At 66.8% G+C, this 21,105-nt stretch carries 21 protein-coding genes and 1 other RNA gene; 9 read left to right on the top strand and 13 right to left on the bottom strand.

Annotation, left to right across the window (positions count from 1 at the left end):
* Positions 1–2: 2 nt before the first annotated feature.
* Positions 3–1,577, bottom strand: coding sequence for a phospholipase D family protein (locus QFZ42_RS09895; RefSeq protein ID WP_307700787.1), 1,575 nt, complete (start codon positions 1,575–1,577; stop codon positions 3–5).
* A 150-nt stretch (positions 1,578–1,727) separates the two neighbouring features.
* Between QFZ42_RS09895 and QFZ42_RS09890 the strand changes: the two genes are divergently transcribed.
* From QFZ42_RS09890 to moeA, 6 genes are all read left to right on the top strand, one after another.
* A complete protein-coding gene (locus QFZ42_RS09890) occupies positions 1,728–2,282 on the top strand; it encodes a peroxiredoxin (protein WP_307700786.1) in 555 nt (184 codons plus the stop codon).
* Positions 2,283–2,330: 48 nt separating this feature from the next.
* Complete coding sequence (locus tag QFZ42_RS09885) at positions 2,331–3,764, top strand: aldehyde dehydrogenase family protein (protein WP_307700785.1); 1,434 nt, start codon at positions 2,331–2,333, stop codon at positions 3,762–3,764.
* A gap of 62 nt (positions 3,765–3,826) precedes the next feature.
* Positions 3,827–4,588, top strand: coding sequence for an SDR family oxidoreductase (locus QFZ42_RS09880; protein ID WP_281150632.1), 762 nt, complete (start codon positions 3,827–3,829; stop codon positions 4,586–4,588).
* 88 nt (positions 4,589–4,676) lie between these two features.
* Positions 4,677–5,828 (top strand): GTP 3',8-cyclase MoaA, encoded by a 1,152-nt coding sequence (gene moaA, locus QFZ42_RS09875; RefSeq protein WP_307700784.1) that lies wholly within the window; start codon positions 4,677–4,679, stop codon positions 5,826–5,828.
* Positions 5,825–6,472, top strand: a complete 648-nt coding sequence (mobA, locus tag QFZ42_RS09870) for a molybdenum cofactor guanylyltransferase MobA (protein WP_307700783.1) — start codon at positions 5,825–5,827, stop codon at positions 6,470–6,472. Before moaA ends, mobA begins: the two co-directional genes overlap by 4 nt.
* Entirely contained in the window at positions 6,469–7,791 is a 1,323-nt protein-coding gene (gene moeA, locus QFZ42_RS09865; RefSeq protein WP_307700782.1) for a molybdopterin molybdotransferase MoeA, read from the top strand. The genes mobA and moeA overlap by 4 nt, the downstream gene beginning before the upstream one ends.
* 30 nt (positions 7,792–7,821) lie before the next feature.
* Here the strand turns inward: moeA and rnhA are convergent, their stop codons facing one another.
* Positions 7,822–8,271 carry a ribonuclease HI gene (rnhA, locus tag QFZ42_RS09860; RefSeq protein WP_307700781.1) on the bottom strand — a complete coding sequence of 150 codons (450 nt, stop codon included), beginning with the start codon at positions 8,269–8,271 and terminating at the stop codon, positions 7,822–7,824.
* Between the two features lie 44 nt (positions 8,272–8,315).
* The gene (locus tag QFZ42_RS09855) at positions 8,316–9,086 is read right to left on the bottom strand and encodes a class I SAM-dependent methyltransferase (RefSeq protein ID WP_307700780.1); all 771 of its coding nucleotides are present in this window, start codon (positions 9,084–9,086) and stop codon (positions 8,316–8,318) included.
* Between QFZ42_RS09855 and gloB the strand changes: the two genes are divergently transcribed.
* Together gloB and QFZ42_RS09845 are read left to right on the top strand one after the other, a co-directional pair.
* Complete coding sequence (gene gloB, locus QFZ42_RS09850; RefSeq protein WP_307700779.1) at positions 9,085–9,864, top strand: hydroxyacylglutathione hydrolase; 780 nt, start codon at positions 9,085–9,087, stop codon at positions 9,862–9,864. The genes QFZ42_RS09855 and gloB overlap by 2 nt on opposite strands.
* Positions 9,861–11,477, top strand: coding sequence for a transglycosylase SLT domain-containing protein (locus QFZ42_RS09845; RefSeq protein ID WP_307700778.1), 1,617 nt, complete (start codon positions 9,861–9,863; stop codon positions 11,475–11,477). The genes gloB and QFZ42_RS09845 overlap by 4 nt, the downstream gene beginning before the upstream one ends.
* Before the next feature lie 69 nt (positions 11,478–11,546).
* Here the strand turns inward: QFZ42_RS09845 and QFZ42_RS09840 are convergent, their stop codons facing one another.
* The 7 genes from QFZ42_RS09840 to dnaX all read right to left on the bottom strand — a co-directional run bounded on the left by QFZ42_RS09840 (position 11,547) and on the right by dnaX (position 17,757).
* Positions 11,547–12,380, bottom strand: a complete 834-nt coding sequence (locus tag QFZ42_RS09840; RefSeq protein ID WP_307700777.1) for an ABC transporter permease — start codon at positions 12,378–12,380, stop codon at positions 11,547–11,549.
* Position 12,381: 1 nt separating this feature from the next.
* Positions 12,382–13,197, bottom strand: coding sequence for an ABC transporter ATP-binding protein (locus QFZ42_RS09835; protein WP_307700776.1), 816 nt, complete (start codon positions 13,195–13,197; stop codon positions 12,382–12,384).
* Between the two features lie 75 nt (positions 13,198–13,272).
* Entirely contained in the window at positions 13,273–14,307 is a 1,035-nt protein-coding gene (locus QFZ42_RS09830) for an ABC transporter substrate-binding protein (RefSeq protein ID WP_307700775.1), read from the bottom strand.
* Positions 14,308–14,457: 150 nt separating this feature from the next.
* Positions 14,458–14,850 carry an MAPEG family protein gene (locus tag QFZ42_RS09825; RefSeq protein WP_307700774.1) on the bottom strand — a complete coding sequence of 131 codons (393 nt, stop codon included), beginning with the start codon at positions 14,848–14,850 and terminating at the stop codon, positions 14,458–14,460.
* 60 nt (positions 14,851–14,910) lie between these two features.
* Positions 14,911–15,501, bottom strand: a complete 591-nt coding sequence (gene recR / locus QFZ42_RS09820; protein ID WP_307700773.1) for a recombination mediator RecR — start codon at positions 15,499–15,501, stop codon at positions 14,911–14,913.
* A gap of 7 nt (positions 15,502–15,508) precedes the next feature.
* Positions 15,509–15,841 carry a YbaB/EbfC family nucleoid-associated protein gene (locus tag QFZ42_RS09815; RefSeq protein ID WP_012747441.1) on the bottom strand — a complete coding sequence of 111 codons (333 nt, stop codon included), beginning with the start codon at positions 15,839–15,841 and terminating at the stop codon, positions 15,509–15,511.
* A gap of 50 nt (positions 15,842–15,891) precedes the next feature.
* Positions 15,892–17,757, bottom strand: coding sequence for a DNA polymerase III subunit gamma/tau (gene dnaX / locus QFZ42_RS09810; protein WP_307700772.1), 1,866 nt, complete (start codon positions 17,755–17,757; stop codon positions 15,892–15,894).
* Positions 17,758–17,880: 123 nt separating this feature from the next.
* On the opposite strand from dnaX, the gene ffs reads away from it, so the two are divergent.
* Positions 17,881–17,977: signal recognition particle sRNA small type (gene ffs / locus QFZ42_RS09805), an RNA gene on the top strand.
* A 71-nt stretch (positions 17,978–18,048) separates the two neighbouring features.
* Here ffs and QFZ42_RS09800 read toward each other — a convergent pair.
* Genes QFZ42_RS09800 through QFZ42_RS09790 form a run of 3 tightly spaced genes read right to left on the bottom strand, consistent with a single transcriptional unit; the run spans position 18,049 to position 21,056 of the window.
* Positions 18,049–18,666, bottom strand: a complete 618-nt coding sequence (locus QFZ42_RS09800) for an SCO family protein (RefSeq protein ID WP_307700771.1) — start codon at positions 18,664–18,666, stop codon at positions 18,049–18,051.
* Positions 18,663–19,109, bottom strand: a complete 447-nt coding sequence (locus QFZ42_RS09795; RefSeq protein ID WP_307700770.1) for a hypothetical protein — start codon at positions 19,107–19,109, stop codon at positions 18,663–18,665. Before QFZ42_RS09795 ends, QFZ42_RS09800 begins: the two co-directional genes overlap by 4 nt.
* Positions 19,110–19,142: 33 nt before the next feature.
* The gene (locus QFZ42_RS09790) at positions 19,143–21,056 is read right to left on the bottom strand and encodes a galactose oxidase-like domain-containing protein (protein WP_307700769.1); all 1,914 of its coding nucleotides are present in this window, start codon (positions 21,054–21,056) and stop codon (positions 19,143–19,145) included.
* Between the last annotated feature and the right edge of the window lie 49 nt (positions 21,057–21,105).

Raw genomic sequence — 21,105 nt, 5'->3', positions numbered from 1 at the left:
GGCTACAGCAGCATTTCGGGAATGAGAGGCGCAATGATCATGTTGTGAAGCCGCTGGAAGAAGCTCGACTCCGGCTCCGAAGTCAGGATGACTTCCTTTTCTCCATCGTTCGTGAGCCACTGCAGCGTGCCCGTGTCCTTGGCGAGCCGCAGCCGGTACGAGTTCTGCAGCTTGCTGATGTTGATGACCCGCAGCATCTCGCGCGCCAGCTGCGGGCTGTCGACCACCAGTCCCATCTCGGTGTTCTGGCTCGCCGAGCGCGGGTCGAGGTTCATCGAGCCGATGAAGATGCGCGTCTTGTCGATGGCCGCGGTCTTGGAATGCAGCCGCCCCAGCGATTTGCCGAACATGCCGAAGCGCTCACCCGCGGTGGTGCGCTGCGGGCTCAGTTCGTACAGGTCGGCGCCGCCTTTCAGCAGCCGTTCGCGGTAGCGCGCATAACCGGTGTGCACCAGCGGCTCGTCGTTGGCGGCCAGCGAATTGGTGAGCAGCGTGAGCTTGACCTTGCGTTTTGCCAAGTCTTCGAACGCGGCCATGCCGCGCTCGCCGGGCACCAGGTAGGGCGAGGTCAGGTCGACCTCGACCTTGGCCTCCATCAGCAGCGTCCAGACCTGCATCGTCACGCTGGTGGCAATGGCCTCGTCCTCCGTCATGGTGGTCGGCTTGGTGGGCGGATCGGCAATGGCGCGGGCCTCGCCCCACAAAAGCCCCATGCGGCCGCCGTCGAGCTCTTCCGCGATCGGGCCGTAGCCCAGGATGTCGGAAGGCGGGAGCACGATCTTCGGCGGCGCCGCCGCCATGCCGATCCAGGCATCGAAGTCTGCGGTGGTGGGCATGCGGCCGCCCTCCCCGCGCACGATGTCGGCAATGGGCCAGACCTGTTCGCTGTTCCAGTAGGCATCGAAGATCGATTCCAGCTGCGGCAGCACCTTGCCCACCACCAGCGCGTCCATGTCGATGAAGTTCTGCGCCTCGCTCAACACGAAATACTCATCGGCGATATTTCGCCCGCCCACCACGGCCATCACCCCGTCGGCAATGAAGAGCTTGTTGTGCATGCGGTGGTTGAGCCGCCCGATTTCGTGGGGCGACGCCGCGAAGCGCGACAGAAAACCGTTGCGCCCGCAACAGAACGGGTTGAACAGCCGCACCTCGACATTGGGCGTTTGCGCAAGCGCCAGCAGCAGTTGCTGGCTCCGCGCGGTGTAGAGATCGTCCACCAGCAACCGCACCTGCACCCCGCGCGCCGCTGCCTCGCGCAGCGAGCGCATCAGCAGCCGGCCCGTGGCATCGTTCTCGAATTGGTAGTACTGCACCACCAGCGACCGCTGGGCGCGCTGCGCGAGCTGCACGCGCGCGTCCAGCGAATACACGCCGAGCGGCATCAGCCGAAAGCCCGAATGCTCGCCGGGCGGCGTCGAGGCCGCTGCGATCTTCGCGAGCTTGGTGGAGGGGTCGACCGCATCTGCAGTCACCGCCGCCCGCTCGCGCGCCGCCGGCAGCGAGCCGCAGGCTCCCAGCGACGCGATCATCGCGCCCACAAGGCAAATTCGAAGAAGTCGAGACCAGGCATTCATGATGATGGATCGGTGTTCTTTTCTGGTTTTCTTTGGTTTTTCTTGGCTGCTGCCATGGATACGCCGGCCGGCGCCTGCCGGTTTCATTCCAGCCCTCCTGAAATGCCCGCCCATCCTAGAATTCGCTTCACATCTGCTCGGAGTTACACCATGGCACGACCGATCCTCTCACGCATTGCACTGGTGTCGGTCGCAGCCGCCATCGCGCTCCCCGCCTGGGCCGCCCTGGACATCGGCGACCCGGCCCCTCAATTCACCGCCAATGCCGCGCTGGGCGGCAAGACCTTCCGCTATTCGCTGGCCGACGCCCTGGCCAAGGGTCCGGTGGTGTTGTACTTCTTTCCGGCGGCCGACTCCAGCGACTGTTCCATCGAAGCCCATGCCTTCGCCGAAGCCGTCGACCAGTTCGCGGCGCTGGGCGCCACCGTCATTGGCGTGTCGGCCGACGACATCGACACCCTGTCGAAGTTTTCGGTCAAGTCGTGCCAGAGCCGCTTTCCCGTCGCCTCGGACGAATCGAAGACCGTGATCAACGGTTTCGACGCCCTGATGCAGACGCGGCCGGACTTCGCCAACCGCCTCTCCTATGTGATTGCGCCAAACGGCAAGGTCGCCTACTACTACCAGAACCTGAACCCGGACAAGCACGTGGAGCGGATGCTCAATGCGGTGCGGGCGCTGCCGCGGCCAGCGTCGCCCCGATAGGGAGGAAGCGCCGGCGGGTTTGGCCGGCTTCGCGCAAAATCCTGCCCCATGCAACTCAACTTCATTGCCAACGCCGACGTTCCGTCCTCCTCCGGCCGCACCCTGCAGGTGCTCGACCCGTCCGACGGACAGCCCTTCGACGAAATCCAGCGCAGCAACGCCGCCGACATCGACTCCGCCGTGCGGGCGGCGCGCGATTGCTTCGAAGGCGTCTGGCACAAGGTGAGCGCGGCCGACCGCGGCCGCCTGCTCTACAAGCTCTCGCAGAAGATTGCCGAGCATGTCGACGAACTCGCGCTCATCGAGCAGCGCGACTGCGGCAAGCCCGTGAAGCAGGCCCGTGCCGACGCGGTGGCGCTGGTGCGCTATTTCGAGTTCTATGCCGGCGCCTGCGACAAGCTGCACGGCGAGACCATTCCCTACCAGGACGGCTACAGCGTCTTCACCTGGCGCGAGCCGCACGGCGTCACGGGCCACGTCATTCCGTGGAACTACCCGATGCAGATCTTCGGGCGCAGCGTGGGCGGCGCGCTGGCGGCCGGCAATGTGTGCGTGGTGAAACCGGCCGAAGACGCCTGCCTCTCGCTGATTCGCGTGGCACAACTCGCGGCCGAGGTCGGCTTTCCGGCCGGTGCGCTCAATATCGTCACGGGCTACGGCCATGAGGTGGGCGACGCGCTTGCGCGGCACGAAGGCATCGACCACATCAGCTTTACCGGCAGCCCGAAGATCGGCACGCTCATTCAGCAAGTCGCGGCCGAGCGGCACTGCCCGGTCACGCTCGAGCTCGGCGGCAAGAGCCCGCAGATCATCTTTGCCGACGCCGACCTCGACGCGGCCATTCCGGTGATCATCAACGCCATCGTGCAGAACGCCGGCCAGACCTGCTCGGCCGGCTCGCGCGTGCTGATCCAGCGCGGCATCTACGAGCCGCTGCTCGAACGCCTCGGCCACGCCTTCGAGGCGCTGCGCGTCGGCCCCGCGGCCATGGACCTCGACGTCGGCCCGCTGATCCGCCAGACCCAGCAGCAGCGCGTGTGGGACTTCTTGAGCGACGCCCAAGTGGCGGGCATCCCGATGGTGGCCCACGGTGTCGTGGTCGATGAAGCGCCCGAAACCGGCTTCTACCAGGCCCCCACCCTGCTGCGCGATGTGCCGGCCGGCCATCGCCTTGCGCAGGAAGAAGTGTTCGGCCCGGTGCTTGCCGCCATGCAGTTCGCCGACGAAGACGAAGCGGTGGCGCTCGCCAACGCCACGCAGTTCGGCCTGGTTGCCGGTGTGTGGACAGCCGACGGCTCGCGCCAGTTCCGCATGGCCAAGCGGGTGCGCAGCGGCCAGGTGTTCATCAACAACTACGGCGCCGGCGGCGGCGTGGAACTGCCGTTCGGCGGCGTCAAGTCGTCGGGCTACGGGCGCGAAAAGGGCTTTGAAGCGCTCTACGGCTTCACCACGCTCAAGACCGTCGCCATCAAGCACGGTTGACGGCAGCCCCGGCCACTACAGCCCGATACACTGGCCCGCTGAACTTTTCGAGGAGACACCCCGTGCGCGTCAAGGACAAATCCATCATCGTGACCGGTGCCGGCGGCGGCATCGGCGAAGGCATCGCCAAGCGGCTCGCGGCCGAGGGTGCCCAGGTGCTCGTGAACGACATCAATCCGGCAGCCGGCCAGCAAGTCGTGGAAGCGATCCTGCGCGACGGCGGCAGGGCCTCCTTCTTTGCCGCGGACGTGACGCAGTCGGCCCAGGTCAAGGCGCTGGTCGAAGCCGCGGTGGAGCGCCACGGCAAGCTCGACGCCATGGTCAACAACGCCGGCTGGACGCACCGCAACCGCCCTGCCCTCGAAGTCGGCGAAGACGAGTTCGACAAGTGCTACGCGGTCAACGTGAAGAGCATCTACCTCGCCACCGTGCACGCAGTGCCGGCGTTTCGCGCCAACGGCGGCGGCTCGTTCATCAACATCGCGTCCACCGCCGGCGTGCGTCCGCGCCCGGGGCTCACCTGGTACAACGGCTCCAAGGGCGCCGTCATCACCACCAGCAAGTCGCTGGCCGCCGAACTCGGCCCCGACAACATCCGCGTCAACTGCATCAACCCAGTGTTCAACCCCGACACCGGCCTGGCCGCCGAATTCGCAGGCGGCCCGCTCACCGAAGAGCGCAAGGCCAAGTTCCGCGCCACCATTCCACTGGGCCGCTTTTCGACCGCGCTCGACGTGGCCAACGCCGCGCTGTACCTCGCAAGCGACGAAGCCGCGTTCATCAGCGGCGTGTGCATCGAAGTGGACGGCGCGCGCTGCGTCTGACCGCTGACCACCAGGGCGATGCGCAGCTCTCGGGAGTAGCCTTTTCCGGGCCGGTGCATGCGCGATGGAGTAAATTGGCTGCTGCCCCATGAACAGCAAAAGCACCACCGTCATTCCGCTCACCGAAATCGGGCGCGCACGCCCGCCCGTTTCGGTGCCGGAGATCGCCGTGCCCGCCACGGGGCAGTTGATCGACCGCCTCGGCCGTCCGCTGACCGACCTGCGCATCAGCGTGACCGACCGCTGCAACTTCCGCTGCAGCTACTGCATGCCGAAGGACGTGTTCGACAAGGACTACCAATACCTGCCGCACAGCGCGCTGCTGAGCTTCGAGGAAATGACGCGGCTCGCGCGCCTGTTCGCGGCCCACGGCGTGCGCAAGATCCGCCTGACCGGCGGCGAGCCACTGCTGCGCAAGAACATCGAGCGGCTGATCGAGCAACTGTCCGAACTGCGCACCCCCGGCGGCGAACCGCTCGCGCTCACGCTCACCACCAACGGTTCGCTGCTCCAGCGCAAGGCGGCGGCGCTGGCCGCCGCCGGCCTCCAGCGCGTGACCGTGAGCCTCGACAGCCTGGACGACGCAGTGTTCCGCCACATGAACGATGTCGATTTTCCGGTGGCCGACGTGCTGGCCGGCATCGATGCGGCCCTGGCGGCCGGCCTCGGGCCGATCAAGGTCAACATGGTGGTCAAGCGCGGCACCAACGAACAGGAAATCCTGCCGATGGCGCGCTACTTTCGCGACAACCACGGCGGCAAGGTGGTGCTGCGCTTCATCGAATACATGGACGTGGGCGCCACCAACGGCTGGCGCATGGACGAGGTGCTGCCTTCGGCGGAGGTCATCGCGCGCATCGGCGCCGAGTTTCCGCTGGTGCCGCTCGAGCCCAGCGCGCCCGGCGAAACCGCCCAGCGCTGGGCCTATGCCGACGGCGGCGGCGAAGTCGGCGTGATCAGCAGCGTGACGCAGGCTTTCTGCCACGACTGCAGCCGCGCGCGCCTGTCGACCGAAGGCAAGCTCTACCTCTGCCTTTTTGCCAGCGCGGGCCACGACCTGCGGCCCCTGCTGCGCGGCACGGCCACGGATGAAGACATCGGCTCCGCCATCGGCCATATCTGGCAAGGCCGCGCCGACCGCTATTCCGAACTGCGCGCGCTTCGCGGCCCTGAAAGCGCCGAGGACGACGCCAACAACAAGGCGCCACGACGCGTCGAGATGAGCTATATCGGCGGATGAGCCCCACACAAGAATCCATTTCCCCCAGCGAGATCACCGGTCTGCTGCTGGCCGGCGGCCGCGGCTCGCGCATGGGCGGCGTCGACAAGGGCCTGCAGAACTTCAACGGCTCGCCGCTCGCGATGCACGCCGTGCTGCGCCTGGGCATGCAGGTCGGCGAGGTGATGATCAACGCCAACCGCAACCTCGCCGCCTATGAGTCCTTCGGCGTGCCGGTCTGGCCCGACAGCCTGGCCGACTATGCGGGTCCGCTCGCGGGCTTTCTGACCGGCCTCGAACGCTGCGAAACGCCCTATCTCCTCACCGTGCCATGCGACACGCCGCTGTTTCCGCTCGATCTCGCAAGCCGGATGGCCGAAGCGCTCGTCGCCGACAACGCTGAAATCGCCATGGTCAGCGCACCCGAAACAGCCGCCGAACCCGGCGCGGCGCCGGTGCTGCGCCCGCAGCCGGTGTTCTGCCTGCTGCACACCGCGCTGCTCGAAAGCCTGGTGAAATTCACCCAGTCCGGCGGCCGCAAGATCGACGCCTGGACCGCACAGCACCGTACGGTGCTCGTGCCTTTCGACCGGCCCGGCGACCCGCCCGACGCTTTTTTCAACGCCAACACGCTGGCCGAACTGCACGCCCTTGAAAACCGATGAGCCGCATCGCCGACATTGCCGCCGCCCTTGCGGGCTATGACCCCCAAGCGCTGAGCGTCGACGGCGTCCAGGCTTTTCTGACGCAGCTCGTGCGGCCGGCCGTCGTTTCGGAGCGCGAAGAGGTCGCTGTGCGCGAAGCACTGGGCCGCGTGCTGGCCGAAGACATCATCTCGCCCGTGAGCGTGCCGCCGCACGACAACTCCGCAATGGACGGCTTCGCGTTCGACGGCAGCGTCCTGCGGGACGATGCGCCCATCGACGCATCCATCGCGCTGCGCATGGTCGGCACGGCATTGGCCGGCACGGCCTGGCGCGGCGCACTGGCGGCAGGCGACGCGGTTCGCATCATGACCGGCGCGGTGATGCCCGATGGGCTCGACACCGTCATTCCGCAGGAGTTCTGCAAGGTCGACGGCGATCGCGTGAGCTTTCCCGCCAAGGTGCTTCGGCGCGGCGACAACCGCCGCTTTGCCGGCGAAGACCTGATGCAGGGCCAGCCGGCCTTGCGTCGCGGCGAGCGCCTGTCGCCCGCTGCGCTTGGCATGGTCGCAAGCCTGGGGCTGCCCTCGGTGCGCGCGCTGCGGCGACTGCGCGTGGCCTACTTTTCGACCGGCGACGAGATCCTGAGCCTCGGCGAACCGCCGCGTGAAGGCGCCGTGTACGACAGCAACCGCTACACGGTGTTCGGCCTTCTCACCCGGCTGGGTTGCGAGGTGATCGATCTCGGGCTGGTGCGCGATGACCCGGCCACGCTCGCCGCAACGCTGCAGCGTGCCGCGAGCGAGGTGGACGCCATCATCACCAGCGGCGGCGTGAGCGTCGGCGCCGCGGACCACACACGCGCCGTGATGCAGCAGCTCGGCGACATGGCCTTCTGGCGGGTGGCCATGCGTCCGGGCCGGCCGTTGGCGGTCGGGCTGATTCCGCGCAATGGGACTTCTTCATCGCAGCCCGGCGCCGCGGTGTTGTTCGGCCTGCCCGGCAACCCGGTGGCCGTGATGGTGACTTTTCTTGCCTTCGTGCGACCTGCGTTGCTGCGCATGATGGGCTGCCACGACATCGCGGCCGCGCCGCCGCCTTTGCTGCGCGCGCGCAGCGTGAGTGCCATCCGCAAGAAGCCCGGTCGCACCGAGTACCAGCGTGGTTTCGTCAAGGCCGTGTCGGGCGCGCTGCCCGAGGTTCGCATTGCCGGCAACCAGGGCTCGGGCGTACTGAGTTCGATGGTCGAGGCCAACGGGCTCGTGGTGCTGCACCACGATCAGGGCAATGTGGCCGCAGGCGACGAAGTCGACGTGATGATGTTCGACGGCGTTATTTAGCTCGCCGCCGGTCTTCGCGCACTTCAGGGCTCAGATCCGGCCCAGGGCCTTGTCCACGCCCTTGTTGGCGAGCATGTCCGCGCGCTCGTTGCCGGGGTCGCCCGAGTGGCCTTTGACCCAGCGCCATTCGATGGTGTGGCCGCCTTCCGCCACCAGCTTGTCGAGTTTTTGCCAGAGTTCGACGTTCTTCACCGGCTGCTTGGTCGAGGTGCGCCAGCCTTTGGCTTTCCAGCCACGGATCCACTCGGTGATGCCCATGCGCACGTACTGGCTGTCGAGATAGAGAATGACTTTGCAGGGCCGCTTGAGGGCGGCAAGGCCTTCGATCACGGCGGTGAGTTCCATGCGGTTGTTGGTGGTGTTGAGTTCACCGCCGAACAGTTCCTTTTCGGTGGGGCCCGACTTGAGCCACGCACCCCAGCCGCCGGGGCCCGGGTTGCCCTTGCACGCACCATCGGTGTAGATCACGACTTCGTTCAAAACTTTCTTTTCCTTCTTCTTTCAACAATCGATCATTCATGCACTCAATCGGTGTGGTCGGCCTTGTGCACCTTGCCTACAAGGGGAACGGGAGCGGTCGCGCGCGCCGCGGCGCGGCGCCATTCCGCTCCCAGAAGGCGCATGCCCCGCACCCGTTTGATGGCCACCAGGAAATACACCGCGCCGAAGATGGGCCACCAGCGCTCGCCGGCGGTGTCCATCCAGCGGCAACGCTCGAGCCACGCCTCGCTGCGCACCGCGGGCCGGTAAACGCCAAAACGGCCCGATTCCACCTCGAAGCTCAAAAGCCGCAGCCAATCCCGAATGCGCCAGTAGCCGATGAACTCGCCGCCTTCGGGCAGAAAGAGGTCGCCGAAACCAAGCTTGCGGTACAAGTGGGCGCGGCGCTGCCGCATGCCCCAGAGGCTGGCCGGGTTGAGCCCGCAGATCACCACACGGCCTTCGGGCACCAGCACCCGCTCCACTTCGCGCAAGGTGGCGTGGGGATCCGGGCTCAGTTCCAGCGCGTGCGGCAGCACCACCAGGTCGAGGCTGTTGGCCGCAAAAGGCAGCGCCGCAAAATCGGTGAGAAGCGCGGCCCTGCCGGGCTGCTGCAACGGATCGCTCAGCGCCAGCCAGCGGTGCGGCATGCGGTTGGTGCGCAGCCCATCGACCTCGGCGGCGCCGAGTTGCAAGGCGTGGTAGCCGAACACATCCGCCACCGCCTGGTCGAACTGGGCCTGCTCCCACGCCAGCAGGTAGCGGCCGGGAGGGGTCCCGAACCAATCCTGCAAACCTATAATTTGACCGCTCATGACCCTCGTTCCGCTGCCCGCCTTCGCTGACAACTACATCTGGATGCTGCAGGACGGCTCCAACGCGATCGTGGTGGACCCGGGCGACGCTCAACCGGTATTCGACGCGTTGACGCGCGACAAGCTGCAGCTCGCCGCGATTCTAGTCACGCACCATCACCCCGATCACACAGGCGGCGTGGCCGCGCTCCATGCGGCAACAGGCGCGCCGGTCTTCGGCCCCGCGCGCGAGCGCATTCCCGAACCCTTCACGCCGCTGTTGCACGGCGACACCGCCGAGGTGCTCGGGCTGCGCTTCCAGGTCGTCGACGTGCCGGGCCACACGGCCGGCCACATCGCCTACTTTCTTCCGGCAAGCCGAGGCGAGGCGCCGCTGCTTTTCTGCGGCGATACGCTGTTCTCCGGCGGATGCGGCCGCCTGTTCGAAGGCACGCCGGCGCAAATGCTCGCCTCTCTCGATGCGTTGGCGGCGCTGCCGGGCGACGCCCGCGTGTGTTGTGCGCACGAATACACACTTGCTAACCTGCGTTTCGCCCAGGCGGTGGAACCCGGCAATGCCGATCTGACTCAGTACACCGCGCATTGCGAAAACCTGCGTGCCCAGGGGCAGCCCACGCTGCCTTCGCAACTGGCGACCGAACGCCGAATCAACCCCTTTCTTCGCAGCCGCGAAGCCACTGTCCTTAGAGCGGTGCGCGCGCACGCCGGGCTTTCCGCAGACGCGGGCGAAGCCGATGTGTTCGCCGCGCTGCGCCAATGGAAAAACGACTTCCGATGAAATTTATCGCTGCTGCCTGCCTTGCAGGCTCACTGTTGCTCGCGGGCTGCGCGGGCACCACCACCTCGTCTTCCTCCGGCACCTCCGCACAATCGGCCGCCACTACCGGCAGCACCGGTTCCAAGGTGGCCGGCAGTGCGGCCCCGGTCTACCCGGGCGGCCCGCTCACTCCCATTACCAGCAGCGAGACCCGTTCGCAGAGCGTCGTCACCCTCGCGCCACCGGCCGATATGTGGGACCGCATCCGCCGCGGCTTCAAGATGCCGAACCTCGAGAGCGACCTGGTGCGCGACCGCGAGCAGTGGTATGCCAGCCGGCCCGACTACATCCAGCGCATGACCGAGCGCTCGAACAAGTACATGTTCCACATCGTCGAGGAACTCGAGCGGCGCAACATGCCGACCGAACTCGCGCTGCTGCCCTACATCGAGAGCGCGTTCAACCCGCAGGCCATCTCGAGCGCGCGCGCCGCGGGCATGTGGCAGTTCATGCCGGCCACGGGCACCGACTTCGACCTGAAGCAGAACGTCTTCCGCGACGACAGGCGCGACGTGCTGGCGTCCACCCGCGCCGCGCTGGACTACCTGCAAAAGCTCTATGGCATGTTCGGCGACTGGCAGCTCGCCCTGGCTGCCTACAACTGGGGCGAAGGCAGCGTGAGCCGCGCCATTGCCAAGAACCAGCGGCTGGGCCTGCCCACCAGCTACAGCGACCTCTCCATGCCGGCCGAAACGCGGCTCTATGTGCCCAAGCTGCAGGCGGTAAAAAACATCGTGGCGAATCCGCAGGCGTTCAATGCCGAACTGCCGCTGATCGCCAATCACCCCTACTTCCAGACTGTCACGCTCACGCGCGACCTCGACGTCGAGCTGGCCGCCAAGCTGGCCGACGTGCGCATCGAGGACTTCCGTGCCCTCAATCCCGCGGCGCACAAACCGGTGCTGATTGCGGCGGGTACGCCGCAAATTCTGCTGCCCTGGGACAACGCCGCCGTGTTCCAACGCAACTTCGACGCCTACTCGCAAGGCCAGTACGCCAGCTGGACCGCATGGGTCGTGCCCAACACCATGACGGTGGCCGACGCCGCCCAGCGCTCGGGCATGAGCGAGGCCGATCTGCGTGCCCTCAACAACGTGCCGCCGCGCATGCTCATCAAGGCCGGCTCCACGCTCATCGTGCCGCGCGGCGCCCGCGTCAAGGAAGACGTCACGGCCCTCGTGGCCGACAGCGGCCACCTGAGCTTTCAGCCCGAGATCGTCAACCGCCGCACCACCGTGAAGGCGGGCCGCAACGACAGCGTGGCCAGCATCGCGCGCCGCTACAAGCTCCAGCCCGCCAACGTGGCCGAATGGAACGACGTCAAGCCCAACCATGCATTCAAGCGCGGCTACAGCGTCGTCGTGTACCTGCCGGTTCGGGCCGCCGCCCAGACTCACGTCGGCTCCGGTGCGGCGCCGGCGCGTGGCCGTGCCGCTGTTGCGGCCACGCGCGGCGGCCCGGTGAAGGCGGTTGCCGCACGCGGCGTCACGGTCGTGAAGTCGCCGGCCGGCAAGCAGGCGCAGATCGTGCGCGAGAAGCGCGGCGGCACGCCGTCGAAGAAAAAGAAGCACTGAGGGCGACAGCGTCGGAGCCCGCGAGCACTGCGACTGCACCGAGCCTGCGCGCGGCGCAGCGGCCGCGCGCTAGAGTTTCTCGGTCTCCCCGCTGCGCGGTTGCCACTTCATCAGGCGCTTCTCGATCAGGCCGACCAGCCCGTCGAGCAGCAGCGCGAAGCCCGTCAAGACGACGATGCCGGCAAAGACGGTGTTGACGTCGAAGGTGCCTTCGGCCTGAAGGATCAGGTAGCCCACGCCGCGCGCCGAGCCCAGGTACTCGCCGACCACCGCGCCGACAAAGGCCAGCCCCACCGACGTGTGCAGGCTCGAGAACACCCAACTCGTCGCGCTCGGCAGGTACACCGTGCGAAGCAGTTGCCGCTGGTTGGCGCCGAGCATCTTCGCGTTGGCCAGCACCACCGGGCTCACTTCGCGCACGCCTTGGTAGACGTTGAAGAACACGATGAAGAACACCAGTGTGACCGCCAGCGCCACCTTGCTCCAGATGCCCAGGCCGAACCACAGCGCGAAGATCGGCGCGAGGATCACGCGCGGCATCGAATTGGCGGCCTTGATGTAGGGGTCGAGAATCAGGCTCGCGGTCGGCGCCAGCGCCAGCCAGAGCCCGCAGGCCAGACCGAGCACGGTGCCGATGCCGAAGGCCAGCACCGTTTCGAGCAGTGTGGTGCCCAGGTGCCGGTAGATGTCGGCATTGCCCTTCAGCCCGTCAGGGAACAGCAGGTTCGGCGGCACCTCGAACGGCAGAAACCAGCTCCAGATGCGCCCCGCCACCTGGATCGGTTCGCCGAGGAAGAAGGCGATCTGCTGGTTGCGCGATGCCACATGCCAGCTCACCAGGATGATCGCCAGCAGCACCAGCTGCCAGAAGCGCGCATTGCGTTCGTTGAGACTGAAGTTCATCTCAGGCCGCCTTCTTCAGTTGCTGCGCGTAGCCCTTGAGCACTTCGTCGCGCAGCACTTCCCATATCTGCGTGTGCAGCTCGACAAAGCGCGGCTGCGTGCGCACCTCGGCCACGTCGCGCGGGCGCGCGAGATCGATGGCGAATTCGCCGATCGGATGCGTGGCCGGCCCCGCCGACAGCACCACCACGCGGTCGCTCATCGCAATGGCTTCGTCGAGATCGTGCGTGATGAAGAGCACGGCTTTTTTCTTCGCGCTCCAGAGATCGAGCACCTCGTTCTCCATCAGCTGACGCGTCTGGACGTCGAGCGCGCTGAAGGGTTCGTCCATCAGGATGATGTCGGGGTCGAGCACCAGTGTTTGCGCCAGTGCCACGCGCTTGCGCATGCCGCCCGAGAGCTGGTGTGGATAGCGGTCGCCGAAACCCGAAAGGCCCACGCGAGAGAGCCATGCCTCGGCCTGCGAGCGCGCCTCCGCGTCGGACACGCCGCGGTATTGCAGCCCCACCATCACGTTGCCAATGGCGCTGCGCCACGGCATCAGCGCCTCGGTCTGGAACATGTAGCCCGCGCGCGCGTTCACGCCCGCGAGCGTCTGACCAAACACCTTGACGGTACCCGACGAAGGCTCGAGCAAGCCGGCCCCGACGTTCAGCAACGTCGACTTGCCGCATCCCGTGGGCCCTACCACCGAGACGAACTCCCCGGCTCGGACGCGCAGCGTGGTGTCCGCCACCGCGGTGTAGCGCTGGCCCGGATCGTCCTTCGAATGGAAAGTGCAGCTGATGGAGAGAAGTTCGAGTGCGTAGTCGGACATGTCTGGCAGGAATTCTGGCATCGGCCGCCACAAGAAAAAACCCGGCCGAGGCCGGGTCGCGGGGACGTTCGGAGGTCAGGCTTTGAACCTGTCCTTCGCGCGCCGAGCAAAATCGTTGGTGTAGGTTTTGGCGAGGTCGATCTTGTCGGCCTTCACTGCCGTGTCGAAACTCGAGATGGCGGTGAGCGCCGTCTTGGGGCCGTCGGACGGCACGAGGCCGTCGGTGGCAATCGATTCGCGCACCTTGTCGAACGACGCAAGGTACAGCGCGCGGTCGCCGAGCAGATAGGTTTCCGGCACCGTCTTGATGATGTCGCCGGGCCCTGCCGTCTGCAGCCACTTGAGGCCGCGGACGATGGCATTGGCCAGCGCCTGGCAAGTGTTGGGATTCTTCTGGACAAAGTCCATCGGCGCGTAAAGGCAGGCGGCGGGCATCGGGCCGCCGAACACCTGCTGCGTGCCCTTGAGCGTGCGCGTGTCGCTGATGATCTTCACGTCGCCCTTCTGCTCGAGCATGGTCATCACCGGATCGGTGTTGCTGATTGCATCGATCTGGCCCGAGCGCAGCGCAGTGAGCGCACCGGCCGCAACGCCCACGCCGATATAGCTCACGTCGCTGGCCTTCAAGCCACCGCGCGAGAGCACGAGGTTGGCCACCATGTTGGTCGACGAGCCCGGTGCCGAGACGCCGATCTTCTTGCCCTTCAAATCGGTAATGCCGGAGTAGCCCGCCATGTTCTTGGTCGACACGCCCACCGCGATTTGCGGTGCGCGGCCCTGCAGCACGAAGGCCTGGAAGAACTGGTTCTTGGCTTGCAGGTTGATGGTGTGTTCGTAGGCACCCGAGCAGACATCGGCCGAGCCGCCCACCACGGCCTGCAGCGCGCGTGCGCCGCCGGCGAAATCGGAGATTTCCACTTCGAGACCTTCGGCCTTGAAGTAACCGAGCTGTTCTGAAATGGTCAACGGCAGGTAATAGAAAGCCGCTTTGCCGCCGACTGCAATGGAGATCTTGGTCTTTTCGAGCTTGGCTTGCGCAAAGACACGCGGGAGTGCAATGGCCGCGGCAGCAACTGCGGAGGCTGTAACAAGGGTTCTGCGACGTAGCATGAAGCGGGTCCTGCGGGCTCTTTGATTCTTGTGAACTGAATCGAGCTTAGGGGTGCGCCCCTGTTGCCTGCATCGGGGTCATCCCGTGCGGGTTTTCACGTAAGTACGAAGGCCTCTCCGAGGCCTCTTTCAAACGCTGTATCGGCGGGCCTATCGCGCGATAAAAAGAATCGCGACGTTGACCAGGAACCCGAGCGACCAGACCGCGCTGCGTGCGCCGCCAATGCCCTTGATGTAGAGCGCGATGTAGATCACGCGCAATACGACGTAGGCCGCCGCCAGCATGTCGAGCCTTGCCTGCGCCAAGCCCAGTTGATGCGCGATGATCACCGCGCCGATGAAGAACGGCAGCCCTTCGAAGCTGTTGGCCTGCGCGCTGTTGGCGCGGGCACGCCAGCCGCTCTGTTTGGCGGCCCAATCGCGCGGTTGCACGTTGTCGCGCGGACCGAAGCTGCCGATCTTGGCGATCCAGGCCGCGAGGTACGGCAGGCCGCACGCGATGAACACGCACCAGTAGGCGACGGTGAGCAATGAAAAAGTCATGTCGGGGTTGTCTCCGTTCGGCTGCGGCTGCAACGGCCGCTGCGCGCGATGGCCAGCGGACTACCGGCGGTCGACCAGTGCATGCGCGATGGTGCCGAGGTCCACGTATTCGAGCTCGCTGCCGGCCGGCACGCCGCGCGCAAGGCGCGTTACGTTGAGGCCGCGCTGTTTCAGCGCTTCGCCGATCACGTGCGCGGTGGCTTCGCCTTCGGCCGTGAAGTTGGTGGCCAGGATCACTTCGCTCACCGTGCCGTCGAGCGCGCGGTCGAAGAGCTTCTGCAGGCCGATGTCCTTGGGCCCGATACCGTCCAGCGGACTGAGCTTGCCCATCAGCACGAAGTAGTAGCCGCGGAAGGCTCCCGTGCGCTCGAGCGCCGCCTGGTCGGCGGGTGTCTCGACCACGCAAAGCTTGGTCGCGTCGCGGCGCGCATCGAGGCACACATGGCAGACGGGTGCTTCGGTGAACGTGTTGCAGCGCTCGCAATGCCGCACGTTGCCGGCCGCCTGCTGCAACGCGCGCGAAAGCAGCTGCGCACCCTCGCGGTCGTGCTGCAGCAAATGAAACGCCATGCGCGAGGCCGACTTGACGCCGACACCGGGCAGGCGGCGCAGCGCATCGACCAACGCGTCGAGCGAACTGGCGTCGGCCATCAACGGCTCAGAACGGCAGCTTCATGCCGGGCGGGAGGCCCGGCATGCCGGCCGTGAGCTTGCCCATCTTCTGCTCGCTGGTTTCCTCGGCCTTGCGCACCGCGGCGTTGAAGGCTGCGGCCACGAGGTCTTCGAGCATGTCCTTGTCGTCGGCCAACAGGCTCGGGTCGATGGTGATGCGCTTCACGTCGTGCTTGCAGGTCATCACGACCTTGACCAGGCCGGCGCCCGATTCACCTTCGACCTCGATGGTGGCCAGCTCTTCCTGGGCCTTCTTGAGGTTGTCCTGCATTGCCTGCGCCTGCTTCATGAGGCCGGCCAGTTGTCCTTTGTTGAACATCGTTGGTCCTGATTGGTTGGTGAAAAATGGGGAAGGATAAGAGATGGCGCTCAGGCGGGTTTGAGCGTTCCAGGCACGATCTTCGCATCGAAATCACGCATCAGCATCTGCACCTCGGGGTCGCTGCGAATGGCTTCTTCGGCCACGCGCTGGCGTTCGTCGGCGGCCTGCTTGTTGCGCCGTGCGGGGCTGTCGACCACGCCGCCGATTTCAATGGCGAGCTTCACACCGTGGCCCAGCGCGGCCAGGGCATCGGTGAGCTTCTCGCGGGCAGAAGGCTGGTTGAGCAGCTCCCGCTCCACGCGAAGTATCCACTGGTCGACATCGCGCGCCACCAGCTGCGACTGCAGCGCGAGTTCGCGCGCCAGGGCGTTGATGCTCTCGGCCGCGATCATCTGCGTGACCGTGGCGTGCCAGAAATCACCGTCCTCGCTGGGCGGAATGGGCGGCGCAGGGGCGCGCTGCTCGTCGGGGCGCGGCACGTCCCGCTGGCCCGGCGGCGGCTGGACGCGCATCGGAACTGCAAGCACCTTGGCGCCCTCTTCCTCCCACGGCGGCCCCTCTGACGGCGCGGATGGCCTGGGTTCGCTCCGCCGCACGGGCTCGCTGACCACGGCAAGACGCTGGCCCGCGGGCGCCGGAGGGGCCTGCCGGGGCACCGGCGCGGCAACTGGAGCCGGCGCTTCGGCAACCGGCGCAACCCGGGGCGGCGGTGCGGCCGCGGGGGCCGAAACCGCCCCCGGGGCTTCATTCAGAGTTTTTTTTTCCGGGGAGGCCGAAGAAGCCGATGAAGACGTTGCCGTACTGGAAGGCTTGAAGGCCAGCAGCCGCAACAGCACCATCGTCAGCGCCGCATACTCGTCGGGCGCCAGACCCAGCTCACCGCGCCCGTGCAGGCACAGGCTGTAGAGCAACTGGGTTTCGTCCGCCGGCATCAGCGACGCGAGACGCGCCGTGTCGGCCGCATCGGGATCGGTCGCCGAATCGGCCGATTCCGCCCGCGAAGGCACCGCCTGCAGCACGGCCATGGCCTGCAGCACGGCCGTCATTTCTTCCAGCGTGGACGCGGCGGACATGCCGTCGCGGCGCAGCGCCTCGGAGGTGTCGACCACCGTCTTGCCGTCGCCCTGCGCCAGCGCCTCGATGAGCTTGAATACATGGCCGCGGTCCACGCTGCCGAGCATCTGGCGCACGCCGGTCTCGAGCAGTTCGCCGTTGCCGAATGCGATGGCCTGGTCGGTGAGCGACAGCGCATCGCGCATCGAACCGCGCGCGGCGCGTGCGAGCAGACGCAGCGCCTGCGGCTCGGCCGGCACCTCTTCGGTCTGCAGCACACCCGTCAGGTGTTCGAGGATCGTCTCGGGCGCCATCGGCCGCAAGTTGAACTGCAGGCAGCGCGACAGCACCGTGACCGGCACCTTCTGCGGATCGGTGGTCGCCAGAACGAACTTGAGGTATTCCGGCGGCTCTTCGAGCGTCTTCAGCATCGCGTTGAACGCGGTGTTGGTGAGCATGTGCACTTCGTCGATCATGAAGACCTTGAAGCGCCCCTGCACCGGCTTGTACACCGCCTGTTCGAGCAGCGACTGCACCTCGTCCACGCCGCGGTTCGAGGCCGCGTCCAGCTCGGTGTAGTCGACGAAACGGCCCGAATCGATGTCCTTGCAGGCCTGGCACACCCCGCACGGTGTGGCCGTGATGCCGCCCTGCCCGTCCGGGCCCTGGCAGTTGAGCGACTTGGCCAGAATGCGCGAAACCGTGGTCTTGCCCACACCCCGCGTACCGGTAAAAAGATAGGCGTGATGCAGGCGCTGCGTGGTCAACGCGTTCTCGAGCGCCTGCACCACGTGCCCCTGGCCAACCATCTCACCGAAGGTTTTCGGACGGAACTTGCGAGCGAGCACGAGATAAGACATTGCGGGCATTCTAAAAGGCGCGGCTGTGGTCCTCCGCCCCATCCCGCAAATCAAAAAAGACCTGTCTTTTCGAGGGACGCCGGAGCCCCGGCTTTGCCCGGCCGCCGGGTTACAATGCAAGCTGACGGGCCTCCCTGCATGGTGAAGTGGCCAACCGGGTCAGGTGGGGAACCAAGCAGCCCTAACTGCGTAGTCAGTGCCAGGGGTAAGGCTCGTCAACCTAACATCGAAAAGACGAGGCATGGCAAGCAAGCCTCCTCACGGGGCTGGTTCCGCAGCCTCTGCATCCAACTAACCAATCTGTCGTAGTCCGGCCATGACCTCTTCGGTCGGCGGCAACTCGCTGGTTCGCCAGACCAGCCGGGCGTGACGATCGAACAGATAAACCTGGCCGGTATGGCGGTCACCCGCTGCCGCGCCTCCCGTGAACAGCGAGAGCATCGACTCAAGTGCCTCGGGGGTTGGCGCCGCCGCGCTCCACGTTGGCCTTGCGCCGAAGCGCCGCAACCAGGCGCTCAGTGCAACAGGGTCGTCGGACAGCGGATCGATGCTCAGCGACAGCAGGCGCACCGCCGTGTTGCGCTCCGACAGCAATGCCGCCTGCAGCGTCGAGAACAAGGCCCCCTGGATCGGGCAGACCGTACTGCATCCGGTAAACATCAATTGAACGGCAGTTGGGGCGCCTCGCAGCTGCGCCGCGAGCATCCGTGTGGCGCCGTCGTGGCGCCGCAGCGGCAGGGCCGGGGCCGACACCGCCGGCAGCACCGGGCCGATGCTGGTGTTTGCGCGGGCCGAAGGCACGCCCAGCCACGCCAGTGCACCGGCGGCAAGCAGGCGCCGGCGCCCGCGGGATGCCACCCGCGAGGGTATGAAGAGGCGCCGCGCGTTCATTGGGTTCATTGAGTTCATTGAGAAAGGGCTTGCGTCAGGTAGTCCCACAACGCCGCGCACTGGCCTTCGTCGGCATCGAAGCGCGGCATGGCTCGGGGCAGCAGGACATGGGCCGGGTCGATGCCGGTGCGCAGGGTGCGGCAGAAGGATGCGCGCTCGTACCCGACAGGCGGGCCGCCGCGGCGCGGGAGAACTTCGCGCAATTGACGCCGGTCGAGCGGCGGCGCGAAACCGGAGACAGCGGCAGCGGACTTGCCGGGGCCCGCGTGGCACTGGATGCAGCGCGTCGCAGCGCCCGGCAGCGGCGCGCTGTGGCCGGACAACGTGCCGGCGAGCGGCTCGGTGCCATCGAACAGGCGCGCGCCGCGCGCCACCGAGAAAGGCACGGCGGCTTCAGGCTTTCCGGACCACGCCGGTCCAACGGCCAGTGCGGTTCCGAGCGCCAGCGCCAGCATCATCATTGAAAGCCTCGGCTTCGCGAAGCGCGCCGGCCGCTACCGGATGTTGATGGTGCGCGCCACGCTCGGCACGCCGCTGCTGTCGAGTGCAAACAGCATGTAGTTGCCCGGCAGCACCGTCCCGCGATCGGCCGGAATGCCCAACTGGTAGTTGCCTGCCGTGCCCGTGAATGACAGCGGGATGCGGCGCTGATCGGTGTTGACCGAGTGAGTGGCCGATGCCATGCGCACCAGCGCAAAGCGGGCCGCCGCGCGGTCGGTCGCGACGGCGATCTGGCTCCCCCATGTGGCGCTGGCCGGCGCGGCCGTGATGGCCGGGCGGGGCGCCGGCGAACCGTCGCTCGCCAGCAGGTACGGTGGCGTGTAGATCTCCGCATCCGGGTGGTCGCCCGCACAGTCGCACAGCCCGCCGCCGCCCGACAGCACGCGTCCGTCCGGCAGCAGCAGGGCCACGCTGTGATAGTTGCGCGGTTTCTGCATCGGCGGCACCGTGATGAAACTCTCCAGCTCCGGGCTCCACAGCTCGGCCGCCAGCACACTGTAGGAGTCGGAAAACGGAACGGGCTGCGTCTGCCCGCCTATCACGAACACCTCGCCGTTGGGCAGCACCACGCTGTTGACAAAGGTTCGGCCATAGGCCATCGGCGAAAGCTTGCGCACCGTGGGCGGCGTCGGCGCGCCCGCGCTGATGTCGATGATGTAGGCGGTCTTGAAGGCGTTGCCGCTGTCGTGGTTGGGCGCGCCGCCGAGCTTGAGGATCTTGCCGATGTCGTACATCACGGCGCTGGCGGTCATGGCATAGGGATCGTCGCTGCGCAGCCCGGCCTGCAGGATGGCGCCGCTGCCGCGCGTGTCGATCCAATGCATTGCGGCCGCAGGCCCGGCGTGGAATACCCAGCCGTTGGCGGCGCCGAACAGCCACATGTGGTTGTCGCCCCGGTAGACCCCGGCCGCGTCCGGGCCGGCCAGCGGCGGGTTCGAGACATTACTCGCATCGGGCATGTAGGCCGGTACGCCGGACAGCGTGCGCCAGGTCTTGGTGTCGGCCGACCACACCTCGCCGTACTTGCCGCCCTGCCCGCCGTTCCACGACCCGCCGACCGTGAACACGGAGCCGTCGGACATCGTCGTGCTCGCCTGGTAGGCACGTGCAATGCCGAGTTGCGCGCCCGTCACCCAGCCGCCCAGCGCCGGGTCGTAGATCGAGGTCTTCGTCGCATCGCTGCCGCCGCTGACCAGCACGCTGCCATCGGCCAGCATGCTCAGGCCGGGGCAGAACATCTGGTGGCCGGTGGCCGTGACGACCAGTGTGCTGGCGCTTCGCGTGACGGGGTCGAACACCGAGGTGTAGGTGTACGCCTCGCTGCTGCTCGTGCTGAAGCTGGTGGGCGAGCGGGCTGCCCACAGCAGCAGCTTGCCGTCGGGGAGGTTGGCGGCCGATGCGGGCACGAGTGGCAGCACGATCGGATCGGACCAGGGCTTCACCGCTGCGGTCGATTGCGCCGCGGTGTACCCGGCTGCCGTAAACAGGTACTCGTTGGCCGGCAGCCACTTCCCCTTGAATCGGGAGCGCAGCCGGACCACGAGCCCCGCGCCGTCTATGGGAAGGTTCGTTACCGTCAGCGTTGTCGCACTTGTCGAGGCGTCCACCACAGGCGTCGCCGAAGAGGCCGACAGGATCGTCAAGCCGTACTGGTTGGCACCCGTGTTGTTCCAGATGAAGGTCGCGCTGCGGCTGGCGAACTTGGTGCCGGGGGACGGACTGGTGAGGGTCGCCGGCTGTCCGTCTGTTGGCGCCGGCTTGTTTGCCGATGCGGACGTGCCCGCCAGCGTCGGATTTGCGCCCTGCGCGCGGGCGCCGCCTCCTGCGTCACCGCCGGACCAAACCAGGAACACCAGGGATGCATAAGCAAGCCCGCGCGCGGCGCGCGGCGATGGAACGCTGGTCATCGCTGCCCCTTTATTTTTGTCTGATCGCAGCTTATTCCTTGCGCGCGCA

This window comes from Variovorax paradoxus, assembly GCF_030815855.1.
Taxonomy (GTDB): Bacteria; Pseudomonadota; Gammaproteobacteria; order Burkholderiales; family Burkholderiaceae_C; genus Variovorax; species Variovorax paradoxus_M.
The sequence above is the reverse complement of the archived record's forward strand: the minus strand, read 5'-3'. Positions and strand labels throughout refer to the sequence as shown.

What these genes read in the sequence shown, in the direction of transcription:
- moaA (WP_307700784.1), top strand. Translation starts at nt 4,677, where the DNA reads ATGAACAGCAAAAGCACCACCGTCATTCCGCTCACCGAAATCGGGCGC.
- QFZ42_RS09885 (WP_307700785.1), top strand. Translation starts at nt 2,331, where the DNA reads ATGCAACTCAACTTCATTGCCAACGCCGACGTTCCGTCCTCCTCCGGC.
- moeA (WP_307700782.1), top strand. Translation starts at nt 6,469, where the DNA reads ATGAGCCGCATCGCCGACATTGCCGCCGCCCTTGCGGGCTATGACCCC.
- QFZ42_RS09895 (WP_307700787.1), bottom strand. Translation starts at nt 1,577, where the DNA reads ATGAATGCCTGGTCTCGACTTCTTCGAATTTGCCTTGTGGGCGCGATG.
- QFZ42_RS09825 (WP_307700774.1), bottom strand. Translation starts at nt 14,850, where the DNA reads ATGACTTTTTCATTGCTCACCGTCGCCTACTGGTGCGTGTTCATCGCG.
- QFZ42_RS09830 (WP_307700775.1), bottom strand. Translation starts at nt 14,307, where the DNA reads ATGCTACGTCGCAGAACCCTTGTTACAGCCTCCGCAGTTGCTGCCGCG.
- gloB (WP_307700779.1), top strand. Translation starts at nt 9,085, where the DNA reads ATGACCCTCGTTCCGCTGCCCGCCTTCGCTGACAACTACATCTGGATG.
- recR (WP_307700773.1), bottom strand. Translation starts at nt 15,501, where the DNA reads ATGGCCGACGCCAGTTCGCTCGACGCGTTGGTCGATGCGCTGCGCCGC.
- QFZ42_RS09845 (WP_307700778.1), top strand. Translation starts at nt 9,861, where the DNA reads ATGAAATTTATCGCTGCTGCCTGCCTTGCAGGCTCACTGTTGCTCGCG.
- QFZ42_RS09800 (WP_307700771.1), bottom strand. Translation starts at nt 18,666, where the DNA reads ATGAACTCAATGAACCCAATGAACGCGCGGCGCCTCTTCATACCCTCG.
- QFZ42_RS09815 (WP_012747441.1), bottom strand. Translation starts at nt 15,841, where the DNA reads ATGTTCAACAAAGGACAACTGGCCGGCCTCATGAAGCAGGCGCAGGCA.
- mobA (WP_307700783.1), top strand. Translation starts at nt 5,825, where the DNA reads ATGAGCCCCACACAAGAATCCATTTCCCCCAGCGAGATCACCGGTCTG.
- QFZ42_RS09840 (WP_307700777.1), bottom strand. Translation starts at nt 12,380, where the DNA reads ATGAACTTCAGTCTCAACGAACGCAATGCGCGCTTCTGGCAGCTGGTG.
- QFZ42_RS09795 (WP_307700770.1), bottom strand. Translation starts at nt 19,109, where the DNA reads ATGATGATGCTGGCGCTGGCGCTCGGAACCGCACTGGCCGTTGGACCG.
- QFZ42_RS09790 (WP_307700769.1), bottom strand. Translation starts at nt 21,056, where the DNA reads ATGACCAGCGTTCCATCGCCGCGCGCCGCGCGCGGGCTTGCTTATGCA.
- QFZ42_RS09835 (WP_307700776.1), bottom strand. Translation starts at nt 13,197, where the DNA reads ATGTCCGACTACGCACTCGAACTTCTCTCCATCAGCTGCACTTTCCAT.
- dnaX (WP_307700772.1), bottom strand. Translation starts at nt 17,757, where the DNA reads ATGTCTTATCTCGTGCTCGCTCGCAAGTTCCGTCCGAAAACCTTCGGT.
- QFZ42_RS09890 (WP_307700786.1), top strand. Translation starts at nt 1,728, where the DNA reads ATGGCACGACCGATCCTCTCACGCATTGCACTGGTGTCGGTCGCAGCC.
- QFZ42_RS09855 (WP_307700780.1), bottom strand. Translation starts at nt 9,086, where the DNA reads ATGAGCGGTCAAATTATAGGTTTGCAGGATTGGTTCGGGACCCCTCCC.